This window comes from Peribacillus asahii (assembly GCF_003570725.1).
GTDB classification, from domain to species: domain Bacteria; phylum Bacillota; class Bacilli; order Bacillales; family DSM-1321; genus Peribacillus; species Peribacillus asahii.
Map to the genome: position 1 here is coordinate 13215 of NZ_QWVS01000012.1, position 19092 is coordinate 32306.

At 39.2% G+C, this 19092-nt stretch carries 16 protein-coding genes and 1 pseudogene; 4 read left to right on the forward strand and 13 right to left on the reverse strand.

Translation table 11 applies throughout. The features are described from left to right. Positions 1–47: 47 nt before the first annotated feature. From D1953_RS05820 to D1953_RS05840, 5 genes are all read right to left on the reverse strand, one after another. Positions 48–1187 (reverse strand): acyl-CoA dehydrogenase, encoded by a 1140-nt coding sequence (locus tag D1953_RS05820; protein WP_119116229.1) that lies wholly within the window; start codon positions 1185–1187, stop codon positions 48–50. Between the two features lie 27 nt (positions 1188–1214). Further along, a complete protein-coding gene (locus tag D1953_RS05825; RefSeq protein ID WP_119116230.1) occupies positions 1215–2345 on the reverse strand; it encodes an acyl-CoA dehydrogenase in 1131 nt (376 codons plus the stop codon). A gap of 34 nt (positions 2346–2379) precedes the next feature. Then, complete coding sequence (locus D1953_RS05830; protein WP_119116231.1) at positions 2380–3231, reverse strand: 3-hydroxybutyryl-CoA dehydrogenase; 852 nt, start codon at positions 3229–3231, stop codon at positions 2380–2382. A gap of 29 nt (positions 3232–3260) precedes the next feature. Further along, positions 3261–4451 carry an acetyl-CoA C-acetyltransferase gene (locus D1953_RS05835; protein WP_119116232.1) on the reverse strand — a complete coding sequence of 397 codons (1191 nt, stop codon included), beginning with the start codon at positions 4449–4451 and terminating at the stop codon, positions 3261–3263. Positions 4452–4643: 192 nt separating this feature from the next. After that, positions 4644–6776: a (Fe-S)-binding protein gene (locus D1953_RS05840; protein WP_119116233.1), complete on the reverse strand. Its 2133-nt coding sequence runs from the start codon at positions 6774–6776 to the stop codon at positions 4644–4646. Positions 6777–7068: 292 nt separating this feature from the next. Here D1953_RS05840 and cls point away from each other — a divergent pair, with 292 nt between their 5' ends. Both cls and uvsE read left to right on the forward strand, forming a co-directional pair. Next, a complete protein-coding gene (gene cls / locus D1953_RS05845) occupies positions 7069–8271 on the forward strand; it encodes a cardiolipin synthase (protein ID WP_245979948.1) in 1203 nt (400 codons plus the stop codon). Between the two features lie 107 nt (positions 8272–8378). Further along, entirely contained in the window at positions 8379–9335 is a 957-nt protein-coding gene (uvsE, locus tag D1953_RS05850; protein WP_119116234.1) for a UV DNA damage repair endonuclease UvsE, read from the forward strand. Between the two features lie 194 nt (positions 9336–9529). Here the strand turns inward: uvsE and argS are convergent, their stop codons facing one another. From argS to D1953_RS22155, 4 genes and pseudogenes are all read right to left on the reverse strand, one after another. Beyond that, a complete protein-coding gene (argS, locus tag D1953_RS05855) occupies positions 9530–11200 on the reverse strand; it encodes an arginine--tRNA ligase (RefSeq protein ID WP_119116235.1) in 1671 nt (556 codons plus the stop codon). Continuing rightward, the gene (locus D1953_RS05860) at positions 11197–11643 is read right to left on the reverse strand and encodes a YwiB family protein (RefSeq protein WP_119116236.1); all 447 of its coding nucleotides are present in this window, start codon (positions 11641–11643) and stop codon (positions 11197–11199) included. The genes argS and D1953_RS05860 overlap by 4 nt, the downstream gene beginning before the upstream one ends. 156 nt (positions 11644–11799) lie before the next feature. Beyond that, positions 11800–12678, reverse strand: a complete 879-nt coding sequence (speB, locus tag D1953_RS05865; protein WP_119116237.1) for an agmatinase — start codon at positions 12676–12678, stop codon at positions 11800–11802. A 237-nt stretch (positions 12679–12915) separates the two neighbouring features. Next, a pseudogene (locus tag D1953_RS22155) lies at positions 12916–13011 on the reverse strand (hypothetical protein); the annotation flags it as partial. 188 nt (positions 13012–13199) lie between these two features. Here D1953_RS22155 and D1953_RS05870 point away from each other — a divergent pair. Beyond that, positions 13200–15257, forward strand: coding sequence for a transglycosylase domain-containing protein (locus D1953_RS05870; protein WP_119116238.1), 2058 nt, complete (start codon positions 13200–13202; stop codon positions 15255–15257). 163 nt (positions 15258–15420) lie between these two features. Here the strand turns inward: D1953_RS05870 and D1953_RS05875 are convergent, their stop codons facing one another. Beyond that, the gene (locus D1953_RS05875; protein ID WP_119116239.1) at positions 15421–15933 is read right to left on the reverse strand and encodes a YwhD family protein; all 513 of its coding nucleotides are present in this window, start codon (positions 15931–15933) and stop codon (positions 15421–15423) included. 29 nt (positions 15934–15962) lie between these two features. Then, entirely contained in the window at positions 15963–16628 is a 666-nt protein-coding gene (locus tag D1953_RS05880; RefSeq protein WP_245979950.1) for a site-2 protease family protein, read from the reverse strand. 121 nt (positions 16629–16749) lie between these two features. Between D1953_RS05880 and D1953_RS05885 the strand changes: the two genes are divergently transcribed. Continuing rightward, positions 16750–16935: a 2-hydroxymuconate tautomerase gene (locus tag D1953_RS05885; protein ID WP_119116240.1), complete on the forward strand. Its 186-nt coding sequence runs from the start codon at positions 16750–16752 to the stop codon at positions 16933–16935. A 140-nt stretch (positions 16936–17075) separates the two neighbouring features. On the opposite strand, the gene D1953_RS05890 is transcribed toward D1953_RS05885, so the two are convergent. Beyond that, positions 17076–17585 (reverse strand): YwgA family protein, encoded by a 510-nt coding sequence (locus D1953_RS05890; protein WP_119116241.1) that lies wholly within the window; start codon positions 17583–17585, stop codon positions 17076–17078. A 32-nt stretch (positions 17586–17617) separates the two neighbouring features. Beyond that, positions 17618–18925, reverse strand: coding sequence for an HD domain-containing protein (locus tag D1953_RS05895; protein WP_119116242.1), 1308 nt, complete (start codon positions 18923–18925; stop codon positions 17618–17620). Positions 18926–19092: the final 167 nt, after the last annotated feature.

Here is a 19092-nt window from a genome sequence, read left to right on the forward strand (position 1 = left end):
TTACCCGGCACTATACTTACAGCCGGATAACCGCTCACCTATTTTATTTATTTTGTTACCATTCTAGAGATAACAAGCTTTTGAATTTCTTGTGTTCCCTCATAGATTTGAGTAATTTTCGCATCACGCATATAGCGCTCTACTGGATAATCTTTTGTATAACCATAACCGCCAAATACCTGAACAGCCTCTGTTGTTACTTTCATAGCTGTGTCACCTGCAAATAGCTTAGACATTGCAGATTCTTTCCCGTATGGTAGACCTTCAGATTCTAACCATGCAGCTTGGTATGTTAATAGTCTAGCTGCTTCAATGTTCGTTGCCATCTCTGCTAATTTGAAACCAATTCCTTGTTGAAGAGCAATTGGCTTTCCAAATTGAACACGCTCTTTCGCGTAATCTGTTGCAGCATCCATTGCGCCTTGTGCAATTCCAACTGCTTGAGCAGCAATTCCGTTACGACCGCCATCAAGTGTCATCATCGCAATTTTGAAGCCTTCACCTTCTTGCCCTAGTAAGTTTTCTTTTGGTACACGGCAATCTTCAAAAATGATTTCTGTTGTTGGAGATGAACGAATACCTAATTTTTGTTCTTTTTTCCCTACGCTGAAACCTGGGAAATCTTTTTCAACGATAAATGCACTTGTTCCTCTTTGTTTAGATTCTGGATCTGTTAGTGCAAACACTACATATGTATCGGCAATACCGCCATTTGTGATAAAGATTTTAGAGCCATTTAAAATATATTCATCACCAACTAGTTTAGCTGTTGTTCTCATACCGCCTGCATCTGAACCTGAACCTGGTTCTGTTAAACCGTAACCACCGATTTTTTCACCTTGAGCCATTGGACGTAAATATTTTTGTTTTTGTTCTTCTGAGCCAAATTTATAAATCGGCCAACCTGCAAGTGATGTATGTGCAGATAGTGTAACACCTGTAGAAGCACATACTCTCGATAATTCTTCGATTGCAATACAGTATGCTAAATAGTCGCTGCCGATACCGCCGTACTGTTCCGGCCAAGGAATACCTGTTAAACCAAGCTCCGCCATTTTATCAAAAATTTCACGATCAAAACGCTCTTCTTCATCACGCTCAGCTGCTGTTGGAGCTACTTCGTTTAACGCAAAATCGCGAACCATTTTTCTAATCATTTCATGTTCTTCTGTTAATTTAAATTGCATAGTCTGTTCCCCCAATAAATGTAGTTTTTATAGATGTTTACTAATAACTATTCGTTGAATTTCACTTGTTCCTTCATAAATCTCTGTTACTTTTGCATCCCGGAAGTAACGCTCCACAGGATATTCTTTCGTATATCCATAACCACCAAACACTTGAATAGCTTCAGTCGTCACTTCCACCGCTGTTTTAGAAGCAAACAGTTTTGCCATCGAAGCTTGCTTGCTGCATGGCAGTCCTTGTGCACGTAAAGATGCAGCTTGATAAATTAGTAGTCTAGATGCTTCGATTGCTGTCGCCATATCAGCCAGCTTAAAGCCAATGCCCTGCTGCATAGCAATTGGTTTCCCAAATTGAATGCGCTCTTTTGCATATTGCACAGCGTGTTGATAGGCTCCTTCGGCAATCCCAAGTGCCTGAGCAGCAATTCCAATTCGCCCGACATCGAGATTCGCCATGGCGATTTTAAACCCTTCGCCTTCTTGACCAAGCAAATTCGCTGCTGGGATTCGCATATCTTCAAACGATAATTGAAGAGTCCTCGAACCATGAAGTCCCATCTTATGCTCATCTTTACCGAAGATTAAACCAGGTGTTCCTTTCTCGACAATAAAGGCTGAAACTCCTTTACTGCCCTTGGATGGATCGGTTGAGGCAAAGACAATGTATACATCCGCTTCACCAGCGTTCGTAATAAATACTTTCGAACCGTTAATGCGGTAATAATCCCCCTCCTTTACTGCTTTTGTTTTCAAACTTGCAGCATCTGAGCCTGCACTCGGTTCAGTTAAACAAAACGCGCCAAGCCATTCACCTGAAGCAAGTTTTGGTACATAGCGCTGCTTTTGCTCTTCCGTACCGAAATAAACAATTGGATTTGTACCAACTGACGTATGTACAGAGAGAATAACACCGATTGTTGGGCTTACTTTTGAGATTTCATGAATCGCAATAATATAGGACATAAAATCCATTTCAGCCCCGCCGTATTTCTCCGGGATGGGAATACCCATCAAACCAAGCTCTCCCATTTTGTACAAAACCTCACGCGGAAATTCACCATTTTCCATGTTTGCTATAAATGGAGAAATATGTTCTTTAGCAAAATCACGGACCATATTCCGCATCATTTGTTGTTCTTCCGTAAATTGCAGTTTCATGAATATTCCTCCCACTGAAAATCAAATGCAAGACTTAGTTATACTCGTAAAAGCCACGTCCTGATTTCTTGCCATACCAACCTGCTTTTACATATTTGCGCAGCAGTGGACATGGACGATATTTATCATCACCGAAGCCTTCGTGCAATGTTTCCATAATGTATAGACATGTATCTAAGCCAATAAAGTCAGCAAGCGTTAACGGTCCCATTGGATGATTCATCCCAAGTTTCATAACCTCATCGATAGCCTCTTTTGTTGCTACTCCTTCATATAAGGCATAAATTGCTTCATTAATCATTGGCAGCAAAATACGGTTCGATACAAACCCAGGTGCATCGTTAACTTCTACCGGAGTCTTCCCTAATGATTTAGCCATTTCTTCAATTGCCACGTATACTTCATCAGCAGTTGCCAGACCGCGAATGATTTCTACCAACTTCATAACTGGAACTGGATTCATAAAATGCATACCAATCACCTGAGTCGGGCGCTTTGTTGCGGCTGCAATTTCTGTAATCGGTAATGATGATGTATTCGTTGCTAAAATAGCATGTTTCGGAGTGATTTGATCTAGCTCTGCAAACAACTTTGATTTAATTTCCATATTTTCTACAGCTGCTTCAATAACTAAATCAACATCTGCTGCATTTTGCAGATCAGTAGATGGCGTTAATCTTGATAAAGTCGCATCTCGCAATTCTGCAGTAATCTTTTCCTTTTCTACTTGGCGAGCTAGGTTTTTTGTGATAGTAGCCAGACCTTTTTCTACAAAAGCTTCTTGTAAGTCGTGTAGAATAACCTGATAGCCACCCATTGCACATACTTGGGCGATACCTGAACCCATTTGCCCCGCTCCAATGACCATTATTCTTTTAATTGCCATAACTGTATGCCTCCATTATTAATAATCCATTAATCTTGTTTTGGTACTTCAATTAAAACAGCATCACCTTGGCCGCCACCGCTGCAAATCGCCGCAATTCCTAATCCGCCGCCACGACGCTTTAGTTCATGCATCAGGGTGATAATAATTCTGGCGCCACTTGCTCCAATCGGGTGTCCTAGCGCAACAGCCCCTCCATTGACATTTACTTTCTCTGGATTGACCTTTGCAATCTCCTCAGTAATCAGTGCCACTGCTGCAAAGGCTTCATTGACCTCAAACAAGTCAATTTCCTCTAAAGATTTTCCTGTTTTCTCTAATAGTTTATTGATGACATGGCCCGGTGCTTTTGGGAAATCCTTCGCTTCCATTGATAGCTCAGCATGACCAACAATATAAGCAAAAGGTATTTTTCCTTCTTTTATTGCACGTTCTTCACTCATCAATACAAGAGCACCAGCTCCATCATTTACGCTTGGAGCGTTCCCTGCTGTAATCGTTCCTTCTTTATTAAATGCCGGTGCTAATTTAGCTAAAACTTCAAGTGAAGTATCCTTTCTAGGTGACTCATCTTTTTCAATCAAAATCGGTTGGCCTTTGCGGACCGGAACTTCAACAGGTACAATTTCTTCTGCAAAAATACCGCTTTCTATAGCCTCAATTGCTTTTTGATGGCTGCGATATGCCCATTCATCCTGAGCCTCGCGGGATAGCTTGAATTCCTCTGCTGATTGGTCTCCATACGTCCCCATAGATACACCCGTAAAGCTGCAGCTTAATCCGTCATGAGTCATTGAATCTTTTAACTCAGCATCACCCATACGTAAACCCCATCTTGCTTTTGGAATGAAGTACGGAGCATTGCTCATCGATTCCATACCGCCTGCCACAATCACTTCCTCATCCCCAGAGCGAATAATTTGATCGGCTAATGTAACACTTCGAAGTCCCGAGGCACACACTTTATTAATCGTCTCTGTTTTAATATCCCAAGGAAGGCCCGCAGCACGAGCAGCTTGACGAGAAGGAATTTGGCCTTGCCCTGCCTGTAATACATTTCCCATAATAACTTCATCTACTTGATCAAACGGTACACCCGATCTCTCAAGTGCTTCTTTAATTACAATTCCGCCAAGTTCTGAAGCCTTTAAACTGCCTAATCCACCGTTAAACTTTCCAATTGGTGTTCGAACTCCACTCACAATGACTGTTCTACCCATTAAAATCATTCCCCTCCGAAATATTATAAAGATTCCGAAAACTAATTGACTGAACGCTCGCTCAAAACGACATCATAAAAAATGGGCCTATACGTCTTTCATTACACCTTCAACATACATTGCAATCTGATAGATTATTAGTAGTTGGTAGATACCTGCCTCAATAGACCATCGAAGCAGGTATTCTACTGTTTAAGAAACTAAAATTGTGGAGTCACCAATGATGGATTTTTCTAATAATTCTGCTACATCATACGTTTTTACATTTTCTTCGACTTCTTTTGCTTTTGTTCCATCAGATAACATGGTTAAACAGAATGGACATCCAGAGCTAATAACTGATGGATTAACTGCTAAAGCCTGCTCAGTACGAGCAACGTTAATACGGTGTCCTGTTTCTTCTTCCATCCACATTAAACCGCCGCCTGCACCACAGCACATACCTGTTTCACGTTTCCGCTCCATTTCAACAAGCGTAACACCTGGAATCGATTTTAAAATCTCCCTTGGCGGGTCATAGACCTCATTGTAACGACCTAAGTAACAAGAATCATGGAATGTAATCTTCTCATTTACTTCATACTTCGGTACAAGTTTCCCTTCTTGAACAAGCTTCGCTAATAGTTCAGTATGATGATAGACTTCTGCCTCTAAGCCGAAATCCGGGTACTCATTTTTGAAAATATTAAAGGCATGAGGATCAATCGTTACGATTTTCTTCACTTCATTCTTCTCAAACTCAGCAATATTATTGCCTGCAAGTTCTTGGAATAAGAACTCGTTTCCTAAACGGCGTGGAGTATCACCTGAGTTTTTCTCTTTATTTCCCAAAATAGCAAACTTTACTCCCGCTTCATTTAGTAGTTTCGCAAAAGAAAGGGCAATCTTTTGACTGCGGCTATCGTAAGAGCCCATAGAGCCAACCCAGAATAAATATTCGAATTCTTCGCCAGCTTTTTTCGCTTCTTTCACAGTCGGTACATGAACATCGTCACGAAGCTCTCTCCAGTCTTCTTTTTCCTTACGGTTTAAGCCCCACGGATTCCCTTGACGCTCGATGTTTGTCATCGCACGCTGTGCATCTGGATCTAACTTACCTTCCGTTAACACTAGATAACGACGCATATCAATGATCTTATCTACATGCTCATTCATAACAGGACATTGGTCCTCACAGTTTCGGCATGTTGTACATGACCAAAGCTCTTCTTCTGTAATAACCTCACCAATTAAGCTTCTCGAATATACTTCTGCTGTTGCAGCTGATTCTTGAGCGCCAATTGAATTTGCTGCCGCTGCTGCCAATTGATTTCCTTCTGCGTTTCCAAAAACAAAAGTCGGAACCCACGGCTGTTTACCTGTTACAACAGCTCCTGTGTTCGTTAAATGATCACGCATTTTAACAATGATATCCATCGGAGACAGCATTTTGCCTGTTCCTGTTGCTGGACACATATTTGTACAGCGCCCGCATTCTACACAAGCATATAAATCAACAAGTTGAAGTTGCGTAAAATCTTCGATGCGTTTCGCACCATAATAAACTTCCGCTTCTTCATTCTCTGGTTCTTCCTCAAAATTAATCGCTTTCAACTTTCCTGGATTATCTAAACGATTCAAATATACATTCAACGGTCCAGCAATCAAATGGAAGTGCTTAGATTGTGGAATATATACTAGGAACGTTAGAATAATAAGCAGATGCAACCACCAAGCTATGTAGAAAACTGTAATAGCCGCCGTTTCACTCATCCATCCAAACAGAAAAGAAATACTGGAAGCAACCGGTTCAGACCATGCAGCTTCATGCCCATGCCAGATCATTGCCATTCCATTTCCTAGTAAAACTGTAATCATAATTCCCATGATAAAAATAACAACTAAGCCTGATTTCAACCCTCGTTTTAAACGAACTAGCTTTTCAATATAACGACGATAAAAAGCAGCAAAAATAGCGATAAGCACTGCTAGCGTAACAATCTCTTCAAAGAAAGTGAAAATTGGATACACAGGCCCCAATGGCAAATGAGCCCCTGGCTTAATTCCTTTAATAATGAAATCAATCGCGCCAAATTGAACAAGAATAAATCCATAGAAAAGAAAAAGATGAATGATTCCACTCTTTTTATCCTTGAATAGCTTTTTTTGCCCGAAAACGTTGATTTTAACTTTTTCGAGTCGTTCTTTTACACGATTGTCAAATTCTACCTTCTTACCGAGCTTCACATAAGCTGTTCGTGTCTTTAACAAGTAGACAAACAAACTTACCCCGTAAGCGGTTACAAGTAGAGTAGCAATTAAGTTAATCCACAGTAAGCCATTCATTTCTACACTCCGCCCCCTTTTGCATATTTTAAATGATTTAAAAATACCATATATTCTGTTTTTTTGTATAATTGGTATTTTTAAGAAATTATATGTTACCTCTATTATATAATGAATGAGCATTCAGTCAATCACTTTTTTGAATTTTTTACATATTTTTCTTTGGTTAGGAAATGGGTTTTTTGAAGAAAATGAAGAAACAAGGGGTAAATCGGCGTTCTTCATACTTTGAGCTTCACCTACATTAAAGGATTATTGGAACATAAAAATTAGTTAAAAAGGGGAAATATTGTTGGAAATCGCTAGAACGATAGCCTTCATCATCTTCATCATAATTATTCTATTGTGGATTGATTATAAGTGGGGCCAAGCACAATATCGAAAAAAAGTGAAGAAAAAAACGTATCCGCTGCGTCGAAGCAATATCAAAATTTTTAATTCAGGACCAAAGCTGTTCTATGACTTATTTACAGAAATTGAACATGCCCAAAAACATATTCATATTTTGTTTTATATTATTAAAAATGATCAGTTCAGTCAGAAATTCATCTCCCTTTTAAAGCAAAAAGCTGAAGGCAATGTGGAAGTTCGTTTGCTAGTAGACTGGATAGGTGCCCATAAGTTGTCTAAACAAATCATACGGGAATTAAAACAAAGCGGCGTACATTTTTCCTATTGCTTCAAACCGCGATTTCCGTTCTTTTTTTATACATTACAAAAACGGAACCATAGAAAAATTACCGTCATTGATGGAAAAATTGGATATATGGGTGGGTTAAATATTGCAAAAGAATATGTCAATCAAGATGACAAGCTAAATCCTTGGCGGGATTATCATATAAAAATAAAAGGTGAAGCTGTTCAGGATTTGCAAAGCACATTTTTAACCGATTGGTATATGGCTACAAAAGAGGATTTGCGCGTGCATCCACATTATTTTCCACCGCTTTCTCCCGGTACCCAAAAGCAGCAGCTAGTAGTGACAGATGGCTGGGGAGTTGAAGGAACATTCCTAGATCTTATTGACCAGGCAAAAGAAAAAATCGTGATTGGTACACCTTACTTTATTCCAAGTGAAAGATTATTTAATAAACTAAGACAAGCGCTCCATAAAGGCGTTGCTTTAACAATTATTGTTCCAAAAATATCGGATCATATTTTGGTTAAAGAGGCCTCCTATCGGTACTTTCGTGTATTAGAAAAAGAAGGAGCAACCATTTTACAATTTCATAGAGGTTTCTATCATGCAAAAGTGATGCTGATTGACGATCAAATCAGCGATATCGGAACATCCAATTTCGATAAGCGAAGTTTATTTTTGAATAGTGAAATTAATGCTTTACTATTCGATTCTATATCGATTGAACAGACCAAAAAGTATGTAGAAGTCGACATTACTGAATCCGCTCCAATTAACGAGAAAGCTTATAAAAAACCTAATGCATTTCACAAATTAAAAGAAGCAATCGCTTTTGTCCTATCACCATTTTTATAAATAGTTTTATTAAATATTTTTTAAATAAAATGTTTTCGGCTCATTTCGTGTGAAACATCGGTTTCATAAGCCTTTTAGCATAACCTAACAAAGGGAGAGAATCATAGATGAAAATCCGCTTCGGTTATGTCGCCAATGCTACTTGTTTATGGGAGGCCTCCCCTGCTAAAACTTTAACCTTTAAGAGATTCACAACTCTAGGTAAAGAAGAAGGGCTGGCAAAACTGCTTAACGTGACTAAGCAAAATATCGAAAGTACACGGCGTATCTTATATTACAATACCGCTCATCAAATCGAACTCTATCGTCTTTCGAGTTCACTTGTTCCATTGGCGACACATCCTGATATTGAGTGGGATTTTGTCACTCCGTTTAAACAAGAATGGAGGGAGCTCGGCGATTGGATTATACAGCATGCTTTGCGTGTTAGCTTCCACCCTAATCAATTTACACTGTTTACAAGCCCGCAGCCCCACATAACAAAAAATGCAGTAAAAGATATGATCTTTCATTATCGAATGCTTGAAGCGATAGGCATAGAAAAGCAGTCCTATATCAATATTCACGTCGGCGGGGCCTACGGGGATAAGGTTGCAGCTACTGCTCGTTTTCATGAAAATCTAAAACAACTTCCCCAACAAGTAAAAGCGCAGATGACATTAGAAAATGACGATAAAACGTATACCGCACTCGAAACGTTCCAGATTTGTCAGAAGGAACAAATTCCACTTGTATTTGACTATCATCATCATATGGCCAATTTATGTGAGGTACCGCTTACAGACTTACTTTATGATGTTTTTTCCACTTGGAAGCATACGAATGTAGTACCGAAAATTCATATTTCTTCTCCAAAATCAGAAACAGCCTTTCGCTCACATGCTGATTTTGTGGATATTGAGTTTCTTAAACCCTTATTCAAGGCTCTACAAGAAATTGGACAAAATGTGGATTTCATGATTGAGGCTAAAATGAAGGATCAAGCAATGCTAAAATTAATCGAAGATATAGCCAAAATTCGCGGTGTTAAAAGAGTAAGTGGCGGCAGTGTTATATGGAAATAGAAAAAACGGACAAACCATTTTGGTGTTTGTCCGTTTTTTCATAAGCTGATTAAGCTATTTCCGCTTTTCTTTTTATCCAGCTCCAACGGCTAGCTCGCTTTGAAAAAGATGAAAGCCCTCGAAAGGCAAAGAGCGCCTTCCGGGTCTTTCCCTATTTTCTTTGCGAGCTGATCGAGCCGTTTCCGCTTTTCTTTTTACATCTTCTCTGGCGCAGATACACCGATTAGTGCTAGGGCATTTTTCAATGTAATTTGAACAGATTTAACAAGCGCTAAACGTGCTTTACTTCTGTCTAACTGATCTGCATCTAATACTTTCTCCGCATTATAGAAACTGTGGAATGTAGATGCTAAATCAAAAATATAGTTCGTGATGCGGTGCGGCATCCGTTTATCCGCAGCTTCTGCAATAGCTTGAGGAAATTCTCCTAGCTTTTTCAACAGCTCAATTTCTTTTTCAGAAGAAACTGCAGTGAAATCCGTAACTCCTTCAAAGCTAATGCCTTGTTCTGCACCTGAACGTAAAATACTTGAAATACGAGCATGCGCATATTGTGCATAGTATACTGGGTTGTCATTTGATTGAGAAACAGCTAGATCCAAGTCAAAATCCATATGTGTATCGGCACTTCTCATCGCAAAGAAGTAGCGCGTTGCATCTAAACCGACTTCATCAATTAAATCACGCATCGTCACAGCTTTACCTGTACGTTTACTCATTTTCATTTTCTCGCCGTTTTTATATAAATGTACAAGCTGAATAATTTCCACTTCAAGCTGCTCACGATTGTATCCTAGCGCTTCAATAGCCGCTTTCATACGCGGAATATACCCGTGATGGTCCGCTCCCCAAATATTAATTAATGTTTCAAAACCGCGCTCTAATTTATTGCGGTGGTAAGCAATATCTGGTGTTAAGTACGTATAAGAACCATCTTGTTTAATTAACACGCGGTCTTTATCGTCACCAAGCTCCGTTGAACGGAACCAAGTTGCTCCGTCTTGCTCATAAATATGACCATTTTCTTTTAGTACAGCTAGTGCAGCATCGATTTTTCCATCTTGGTAAAGAGATGTTTCTGAATACCATACATCAAAACCGACACGGAAGTTTTCAAGATCTTGCTTTAATTTAGCCATTTCATATTTTAAACCGTACTCACGGAAGAAATCGAAACGTTCTTGTTCATCCATATTCACATACTTGTCGCCAAACTCCTCAGCAAGCTTTTTCCCAATTCCGATAATATCTTCCCCATGGTAACCATCAGCAGGCATTTCTTTATCGATGCCTAACGCTTGGAAATAACGTGCTTCTACTGAAAGAGCTAAGTTATTAATTTGATTCCCAGCATCATTAATGTAGTATTCGCGAGATACATCATAGCCTGCTTTCGCTAACACATTACATAATGAATCCCCTACAGCTGCCCCGCGAGCATGTCCTAGGTGTAGATCACCAGTTGGGTTTGCCGAAACAAACTCTACCTGAATTTTCTCACCCTTTCCAAAATCGCTTGCACCATAACTATCCTTTGCATCAAGAATAACCGGAATAAGCTCCGTTAAATATGAATTATTCATATAAAAGTTAATAAAACCTGGGCCCGCAATCTCAATTTTTTCAATCGATGCTTTAGATTGATTGAAGTTCGCAATTAATTCTTCTGCAATCATTTTTGGTGCTTTTTTTGCAGTCTTTGTTAGGCGCATCGCCATATTGGTTGAATAATCACCGTTTGCTTTATCTTTTGGCAATTCTAGAATAACATCTGGTAGTTGTTCTTCTGTTGCTAGGCCAGCTTTTAAGACAGCTGCTTTAATTTCTTCTTTTAACTTTGCTTGCACTTGTTCTACAACGTTCATTTCGCTGTTTCCTCCTTATAAGAAATCTTCATCTCATATTGTCCAGGCTCGCTTCCTTGCATCTGTAATGTATAACGCAACATAAGCTTCCCTTCTCTTGCTTGCTCATCCCAATGATAACTGCGTACTTTCGTTTTCGTTTGCGTTCCAAGCCGACCATATATACTTTCATAGTAGCCGTCTGTTAATTCGTTTAAACGAAATACTTGACGCATTTTAAACACACCGCTTCTAAGCAGTAATGTTTCATTTTCTTTATGCTTAACCGTTGTATTTGTCGAACCCGCTTCGTTTTCTTCAGTATATTGAATGTATAACGTATCTCCTTTGTACACACTTGTCCCAAAGGTAATGAGTTCATACGTTTCTGTATCTTGACCAAACGTGATTTTCGTTTGGAGAGTTACTTTAACTTTTTGTTTATTTATATGATGAAGAGACAAAAAAACACTTCCTTCATAGCGTCATCCTTAACTTTTTAAGTATAAAGATTCTGAAGCGAAGTTTCAACTTCGATTTCATGTGAAATAAACAAGCCTTATATAAAAAAACTCTACAGAGAAACAAAAGTCTTTGTAGAGTTTTAATACACATCATAATTATTTTTTTTGAACCCATCCTAAAATCATTTCACGAATCAGCTTACTTGCTGTGTTAGCTGTTTGCTCAGACGGATCATAAACAGGAGCAACTTCGACTAAGTCACAGCCTACCACTTTAATGTCTGAACCAGCAATTGCGTGAATCGACGCTAATAATTCTTTCGATGTAATGCCGCCGCAATCAACTGTACCTGTACCTGGTGCGTGTGCAGGGTCTAATACATCAATGTCAATAGTTACATAGACAGGACGACCTGCAAGCTTCGGTAATACTTCTTTCAATGGCTCTAGAACTTCAAATTTCGAAATGTGCATACCTTGCTCTTTCGCCCATTCAAACTCTTCCTTTAAACCAGAACGAATGCCGAAAGAATACACATTCTTTGGACCGATTAAATCAGCTGCTTTACGGATGATTGCTGCATGTGAAAGCGGCTCACCTTCATAATCTTCGCGTAAATCAGTATGTGCATCCATATGAATAACCGCCATGTCCGGATACTTTTTATACATTGCTTTAATAACCGGCCAGGACACAAGGTGTTCACCGCCCATTCCAAGCGGGAATTTACCATCTTCAAGTAATCCGTCGATATAGCTTTCAATTATATCAATGCTTTTTTGCGGATTTCCAAACGGTAATGGAATATCCCCTGCATCAAAAAACTTTACTTCTTCTAATTCTCGATCCAGATAAGGACTGTATTCCTCTAAACCGATTGATACTTCCCGAATGCGTGCTGGACCGAAACGGGAACCTGGACGGAAGCTAACCGTCCAGTCCATCGGCATTCCATAAAGAACCGCTTCCGACTCTTCATAATTAGGGTGACTTTTAATAAATACATTACCTGAATAAGCTTCATCAAAACGCATGTTTATGCCCTCCTTAGCAGACAAGGGGCGGAATTTTATTAATTTCGTTAACTGGACCAAAATCCGAACTGAGCTTCAACAATGAGCAAAGCTTAGCTCTGTTCACGCCGCCTTTTTTCTTTAACATTTTATCTATAATAGGAGTTTCTAAAAAAACTCTTATTTATTTTACTAAATCTTGAACAAACTTAGGCAGTACAAAAGCTGCTTTATGAAGTTCTTTTGTATATTGCTTCAATCAGTTTGTTCTGTATGTAAAGTACGATTCACTTTCATCGTAATACCAAAGTTCTCAGTTTGTTTCTCGTAAACCAAATGCTCATTTATTCGCATCTATTTATTGAAATGAACCGGTTGCTGTTGGCTTTAGCTAGAAAAAGTATAGACGAATCTAGCAAAATTGCAAGATAAATCTTTGCTATTTACAATTACGACGTTTAAAAAATACTTTTTCTTCCATAATAAATAATAGATAGATGATTCACCTTACTTAGCAAACTTTTTAATAAGGAGGCAAAGCAATGGAAGTGATACCACTTCAGCGATTTAAAAGGGCTGGAAAATATGTGCGAGCATTTCTAATCCTAGCAACACTCGGAATAATCCTTCTATTTATCATGCTTCTGTCTCTGCTCATTTATGCAAAAATCCTTGGCCCACCTCCATTGGCCGTCCCGGAATCTACCCTTTACTACAGTGAAAGCGGGACAGTCATCGGAGAAACCAATAATGGCCAAAAACGCTATTGGGTGTCGATTGACTCCATTTCACCGGAGCTTGTTAACGCGACTGTCGCCGTGGAAGATCGACAGTTTTATACACATAAGGGCTTTGATGTAAAGCGAATTGGCGGCGCCATTATAGCAGATTTAAAAGCAAGAGCAAAAGTCCAGGGAGCAAGTACGATTACTCAGCAATATGCTCGAAATCTTTTTCTCGATCACGATAAAACATGGAAGCGAAAATGGAATGAAGCTTTATATACGATTCGGCTCGAAATGAATTATTCAAAAGAAGAAATTCTCGAAGGCTACTTAAATACAATTTATTATGGACATGGAGCTTATGGGGCTGAGGCAGCCAGTCAATATTATTTTGGAAAAACAGCAAAAGAACTCACTCTTGCTGAGGCCAGCATTCTGGCGGGCATTCCAAAAGGGCCAAGCAGCTACTCTCCAATTGTAAATCTAGAGAAAGCAAAAACTCGCCAAAACATTGTTTTGCATTCAATGGTACAAAAAAACTACATTTCTGAAGCAAAACGAAAACAAGCTCTCCAAGCTCCTTTATCCTTAAAAGGTGAACATACAATTGTTACAAATAAAATAGCTCCGTATTTCCAGGACGCCGTCAAGCAGACGCTGCAAAAGGAGTTAGGAATCGATGAGCGGACCATTGAGCTTGGCGGTTTACGTGTATATACAACATTAGATGAAAAACAGCAAGCATTAGCAGAAGAAGCATTTGAAAAAATCATCACCAAGTCCTCCAACATTCAAGGAGCACTCGTGGCGATGAAACCTAAAACGGGAGAAGTAACAGCGCTTGTAGGAGGAAGAGATTATCAACAATCACCTTTCAACCGAGCTACACAAGCGCTTCGTCAACCGGGCTCTACGATTAAGCCGCTTCTCTACTATGCTGCATTAGAAAATGGGTTCACGCCTTCGACTACTTTAATGAGTGAAAAAACGACATTTAAATTTGATGAGGGCCAATCCTCGTATTCACCAAGTAATTACAACCATCAGTACGCCGATTCGGAAATTACACTTGCTCAAGCCATTGCCCTATCAGATAACATTTATGCGGTGAAAACACATTTGTTCCTTGGACAAAAAGTACTTCGCGATACCGCTAAACGTTTCGGACTAACATCAAAGATGGAAGTCGTGCCATCGCTTGCATTAGGAACGTCGGGAGCACGTATCATAGAAATGGTCAATGCATACAGCCTATTTGCTAATGGTGGGAAAAAGGTAAAACCAGTTTTCATTACAAGAGTAGAGAATCACCAAGGCGATGTTTTATTTCAATATAAAAAAGAAAACGAACAAGTGCTGGACCCTGATCAAACTTTTGTCATGACACAGATGCTAACAGGCGTCTTTGATGAAACGCTTAACGGTTATACCAAAGTAACAGGCAGCACGATTAGTAAACAATTAACGCGCGTGTACGCCGGAAAATCCGGTTCTACCTCTACAGATAGTTGGATGATTGGCTACACACCACAACTTGTTACAGGGGTATGGACAGGGTATGATCAAGCAAAAAAAATTGAAAATCCAGCCGAAAAGGGATACGCTAAGAAAATTTGGGCTACCTTCATGGAAGCAAGTCTTAAAGATAAGCCAGTAAAATATTTTAAAGAAACAAGCAACGTCGTCGGTCTTCATATCGATCCAAAAAGCGGAAAAATTGCGTCCGAACGTTGCTCCAATTCCCGTTTAACCTACTTTGTCAAAGGAACAGAACCAGAGGAATATTGTCCAGAGCATTTCAAAGGTGATGCACCGAAAGAACAACAACCAGCGAAAAAACCTTGGTATAAGTGGATTTTAAAACCTTGGGGCTAATAAACATTGAATTGGCGGGATTACAAGACAATTCAGCGGGATTTTTTACAAATTTGGCGGGATTCTCTCTCTATTTCGCGGGATTTTTTCATTCTAGACAAACAAAGAAGCCACCCAAAAGTATATACTTTTGGGCGGCTTCTTCTACTTCCTATAGTTACTATTATTCAACCGTCAAATCCTGCTTTAATTGCTCTGCAGAACGCTCCCACATACCTGCATCATGATTCTGTAAATAATCGGCTAATATCTTTTTCGATTTATCGTCCATATGCTCGACCATAATATGACGTTTCAATGATTTATCCATTTTATTCACATGCTCTGGCAATGACTTGTATCCACGGCGAATCGAGCGATCAACCGTCATTTCACAAGCCGTTACACCAGCATATAGCGGACCATTTGGACCTACTTCAATCGTAACCCAGACGAGCCAATATGGTTTAGCATTTGGGACTTCCTCTTTAGAAGTTAAAAACTTAATGCCGCGTTCTACCGCACTGCGCGCATGCATCGCACCAATATCCACTTCTGCTTCTCCAGCTTCGACATCAATAATGACCGGTGAAATATTATCAAGCGTTAATACACCTGCACCAAATCCACCATGTCCCTCTGTAGGATCGTTTTTGATAATATTAAAACCGACCTTTTTCTTTTGTTGTTCTTCCATTCTTCTACTCTCCTCCATCCATATTTATCTTAAAAAAAGATACCGCTAAAAAATTGACTTAATGTACCTGAAATAAACGGCAGTACCGTTTGAAATAGTGGATCAATCGTATAATGACTGAGCGGGGTAAGAACGATAATTAAAAACACTAACATGCCATACTGTTCAAATTGCGTTAATTTAGCCCGCATATCTGTCGAAACTAAGTCTTCAATAATCCGATATCCATCCAAAGGAGGAAACGGCAATAAATTAAAGACAAACAACACAAGATTCAGCCAAATAAGCATTTCAAAAAACGGGACAATCAATGGAGATATTTGTACTCCTGCGGCAAGCAATCCGTACCAAACAAAGTACCCTATACTCGCAACCACTAAATTACTAAAGGGACCAGCAAAAGATACTAAAATTCCTGCTAGACGTGGATTTTTAAAATAAAAACGATTCACAGGAACCGGTCGCGCCCATCCAAATCCAAACAGCAAAATAAAAATCGTACCGACTGGATCTAAATGTGAAACTGGATTTAACGTCACTCGGCCCTCATTTTTCGCTGTTAAATCACCAAACTTATACGCCACATAAGCATGGGCAAATTCATGTACGGTAAAAGCAATTAGCAGAACGACGATGACATATGGCAACTGTTGTAAATCAAACGCTAAAAAATCCATCCATAGTTTCTCCCCCATTATTTTATACCCCTAGTATACAGGAAATCACTGAGAAGGGAAAAAACTCTGTTTTCAGATTGTTGCAATTTCTTCCACAATATGAAACACTACAATCATATCGGGAAAGGAGGGAAACTATATGCCATATGTAACTGTAAAAATGCTAGAAGGCCGTACAGACGAGCAAAAGAAAGCATTAGTAGAAAAAGTAACTGCAGCTGTTTCGGAAACAACAGGAGCACCAGCAGAAGCTGTAACGATTTTTATCGAAGAAATGTCTAAAAACCATCTAGCTGTCGCAGGCGTTCGTAAAAGCGATTTATAAAAGGATAGAGAAGTGTAAATTCTAGCTTACTGGCTAGGTCACTGCGAAAAAGACCGGAGCCATCAGTGCCCCATTTGGTACGCAATTTGACCGAGCTAGTCCCGCTTTTTTATTCTATACATAGAGAAAAAGCTAAGCTGTTAGCTCAGCTTAGCTTTCTCTTGTAACTGTTCAATATATACATACGCTTCATCAATTTCTTCGAGTGTATATTTCTGCTTGCTTTTTAATGTAAAAATCTTCTCGATTACCTCATCTTTTTCGAGCGTATCGAAAAATAATACGGTAGAAACAAGCTCTAAAAAGCGTGCATTTTGTTCGTTCATATCTAGCAAGCACTCTTCTAACATTGGCATATCCACTTCCTGCATCGATAAAAAGTCACGACCCGCTTCTGTAATGGAATAGCAGTATTGGTAATACCCAGCCCTTTTTTCTCTTACTTCATTTAAGTAGCCCATATTGCACAGCTCTTCAATTCGTAATGTTAGTTCCTCTGAATACGGTCCATAGAAATGGAACTGATATTTCTCTTGAAAGGGAAATGATAGCTTTTTCGCAATATAGACGATCTTTTGCAGTTTTTTTCGGCCAGAAATCTCTCCTGCAACAGAAATAGCATTTATAATTTTCGCATGATCCTTAAACAAGGCTCATCACTCCTTACCCAAATGTTCCTATCTTATTCCGGCAAATCCAATAGTCTTCGAATTTGTCTTTTTACAATTTTCTTTGTCGATTCATCGCGCAATAAATCTTCAGGGAAATATAGCTTATGATCCGTTCTGCGCTTACCTGAAATAGCATCAACGATTTGTGATTCACGAGACAATTCACGAATCTCTCCGTTATTCTTCAACAGATGAATCGGCAAACGCTCTTCTTCCTCACCTGGACGATAGAAATCATAGGGTAAATCGGATGAAGAATCGACCACGAGATAATATTCGGGATCAATGCCCGCTTTTTTAAATAACGTATTTAATTCCATTAACTTATTCATCTGTTCATTTGATGGGTGAAATTCCACATACTTAAACAATCTACGATTTGCAAACCGACTACATAAATCCTTTAAAATGGCATCCTCTTCATTTTCCCAGCATTGAAAATAATAGAGCATCACGGCTTCATCCATTTTTAAATAATCCGCTAACGTCACATGCCCGTTAAACATCGAATAAAAATGGACAGGCTCTTGAGCGAACGTATAGCCTGACTCCGATAAGTATTTCGCTCTATGCAAAATCTTTGTTAAAATCACTTCCGCACTGCGCGTTACTGGATGAAAGTAGACTTGCCAATACATTTGATAACGACTCATGATGTAATCTTCCACAGCATGCATCCCGCTTTGCTTAATAACAACCTGCTCTTCGCGAGGACGCATAACACGCAGAATCCGCTCCATATCAAAATGGCCGTAGCTAACACCTGTAAAATACGCATCACGCTGCAAGTAATCCATACGATCTGCATCAATTTGGCTTGAAATTAAACTGACAACTAACTTATTTGCATATGTTTTGGCAATAACTTCTGCGACTTTTTTCGGGAAATCCTCCGCCACTTTTTTTAACACAGCATTCACTTCTGTATCACCAAGAATAATTTGCTGAGTAAACTGCTCATGGTCCAAATTAAATACTTTTTCAAAAGAATGAGAGAATGGCCCATGCCCTAAATCATGCAAAAGAGCCGCACATAAAGAAAGAAGCCGTTCCTCCTGCTTCCATTCTTGTCGATTCACAAATACATCATCTACAATACGACGCACAATTTCATACACACCAAGTGAATGATTAAACCGACTATGTTCAGCTCCATGAAATGTCAAATAAGTTGTACCTAGCTGCTTAATTCGACGCAATCGTTGAAATTCCTTCGTCCCTATTAAATCCCAAATCACCCGATCACGAACGTGAATATAGCGATGCACTGGATCTTTAAACACTTTCTCTTCCATTAATTTTTCATGGGAATACTTCATAAGCGCCTCTCTTTTTTAAAATCATTTCTATCAATTATAGCTTGTTTCCCTTTAAAAGCCTATCTTTACAGCAAGAAATGCGGCTAAAATTGTAAGAAGTCTGGAATAAATCTTCTATTAAAGAGGCATCCTACCTATGCATTCGCGATAAAAAATCACCACGCCAA

Excerpts from the sequence above, each read along its gene's own strand:
- D1953_RS05820 (WP_119116229.1), bottom strand. The coding sequence starts at position 1,187 with ATGCAATTTAAATTAACAGAAGAACATGAAATGATTAGAAAAATGGTT.
- D1953_RS05825 (WP_119116230.1), bottom strand. The coding sequence starts at position 2,345 with ATGAAACTGCAATTTACGGAAGAACAACAAATGATGCGGAATATGGTC.
- D1953_RS05830 (WP_119116231.1), bottom strand. The coding sequence starts at position 3,231 with ATGGCAATTAAAAGAATAATGGTCATTGGAGCGGGGCAAATGGGTTCA.
- D1953_RS05835 (WP_119116232.1), bottom strand. The coding sequence starts at position 4,451 with ATGGGTAGAACAGTCATTGTGAGTGGAGTTCGAACACCAATTGGAAAG.
- D1953_RS05840 (WP_119116233.1), bottom strand. The coding sequence starts at position 6,776 with ATGAATGGCTTACTGTGGATTAACTTAATTGCTACTCTACTTGTAACC.
- uvsE (WP_119116234.1), top strand. The coding sequence starts at position 8,379 with ATGAAAATCCGCTTCGGTTATGTCGCCAATGCTACTTGTTTATGGGAG.
- argS (WP_119116235.1), bottom strand. The coding sequence starts at position 11,200 with ATGAACGTTGTAGAACAAGTGCAAGCAAAGTTAAAAGAAGAAATTAAA.
- speB (WP_119116237.1), bottom strand. The coding sequence starts at position 12,678 with ATGCGTTTTGATGAAGCTTATTCAGGTAATGTATTTATTAAAAGTCAC.
- D1953_RS05870 (WP_119116238.1), top strand. The coding sequence starts at position 13,200 with ATGGAAGTGATACCACTTCAGCGATTTAAAAGGGCTGGAAAATATGTG.
- D1953_RS05875 (WP_119116239.1), bottom strand. The coding sequence starts at position 15,933 with ATGGAAGAACAACAAAAGAAAAAGGTCGGTTTTAATATTATCAAAAAC.
- D1953_RS05880 (WP_245979950.1), bottom strand. The coding sequence starts at position 16,628 with ATGGGGGAGAAACTATGGATGGATTTTTTAGCGTTTGATTTACAACAG.
- D1953_RS05885 (WP_119116240.1), top strand. The coding sequence starts at position 16,750 with ATGCCATATGTAACTGTAAAAATGCTAGAAGGCCGTACAGACGAGCAA.
- D1953_RS05895 (WP_119116242.1), bottom strand. The coding sequence starts at position 18,925 with ATGAAGTATTCCCATGAAAAATTAATGGAAGAGAAAGTGTTTAAAGAT.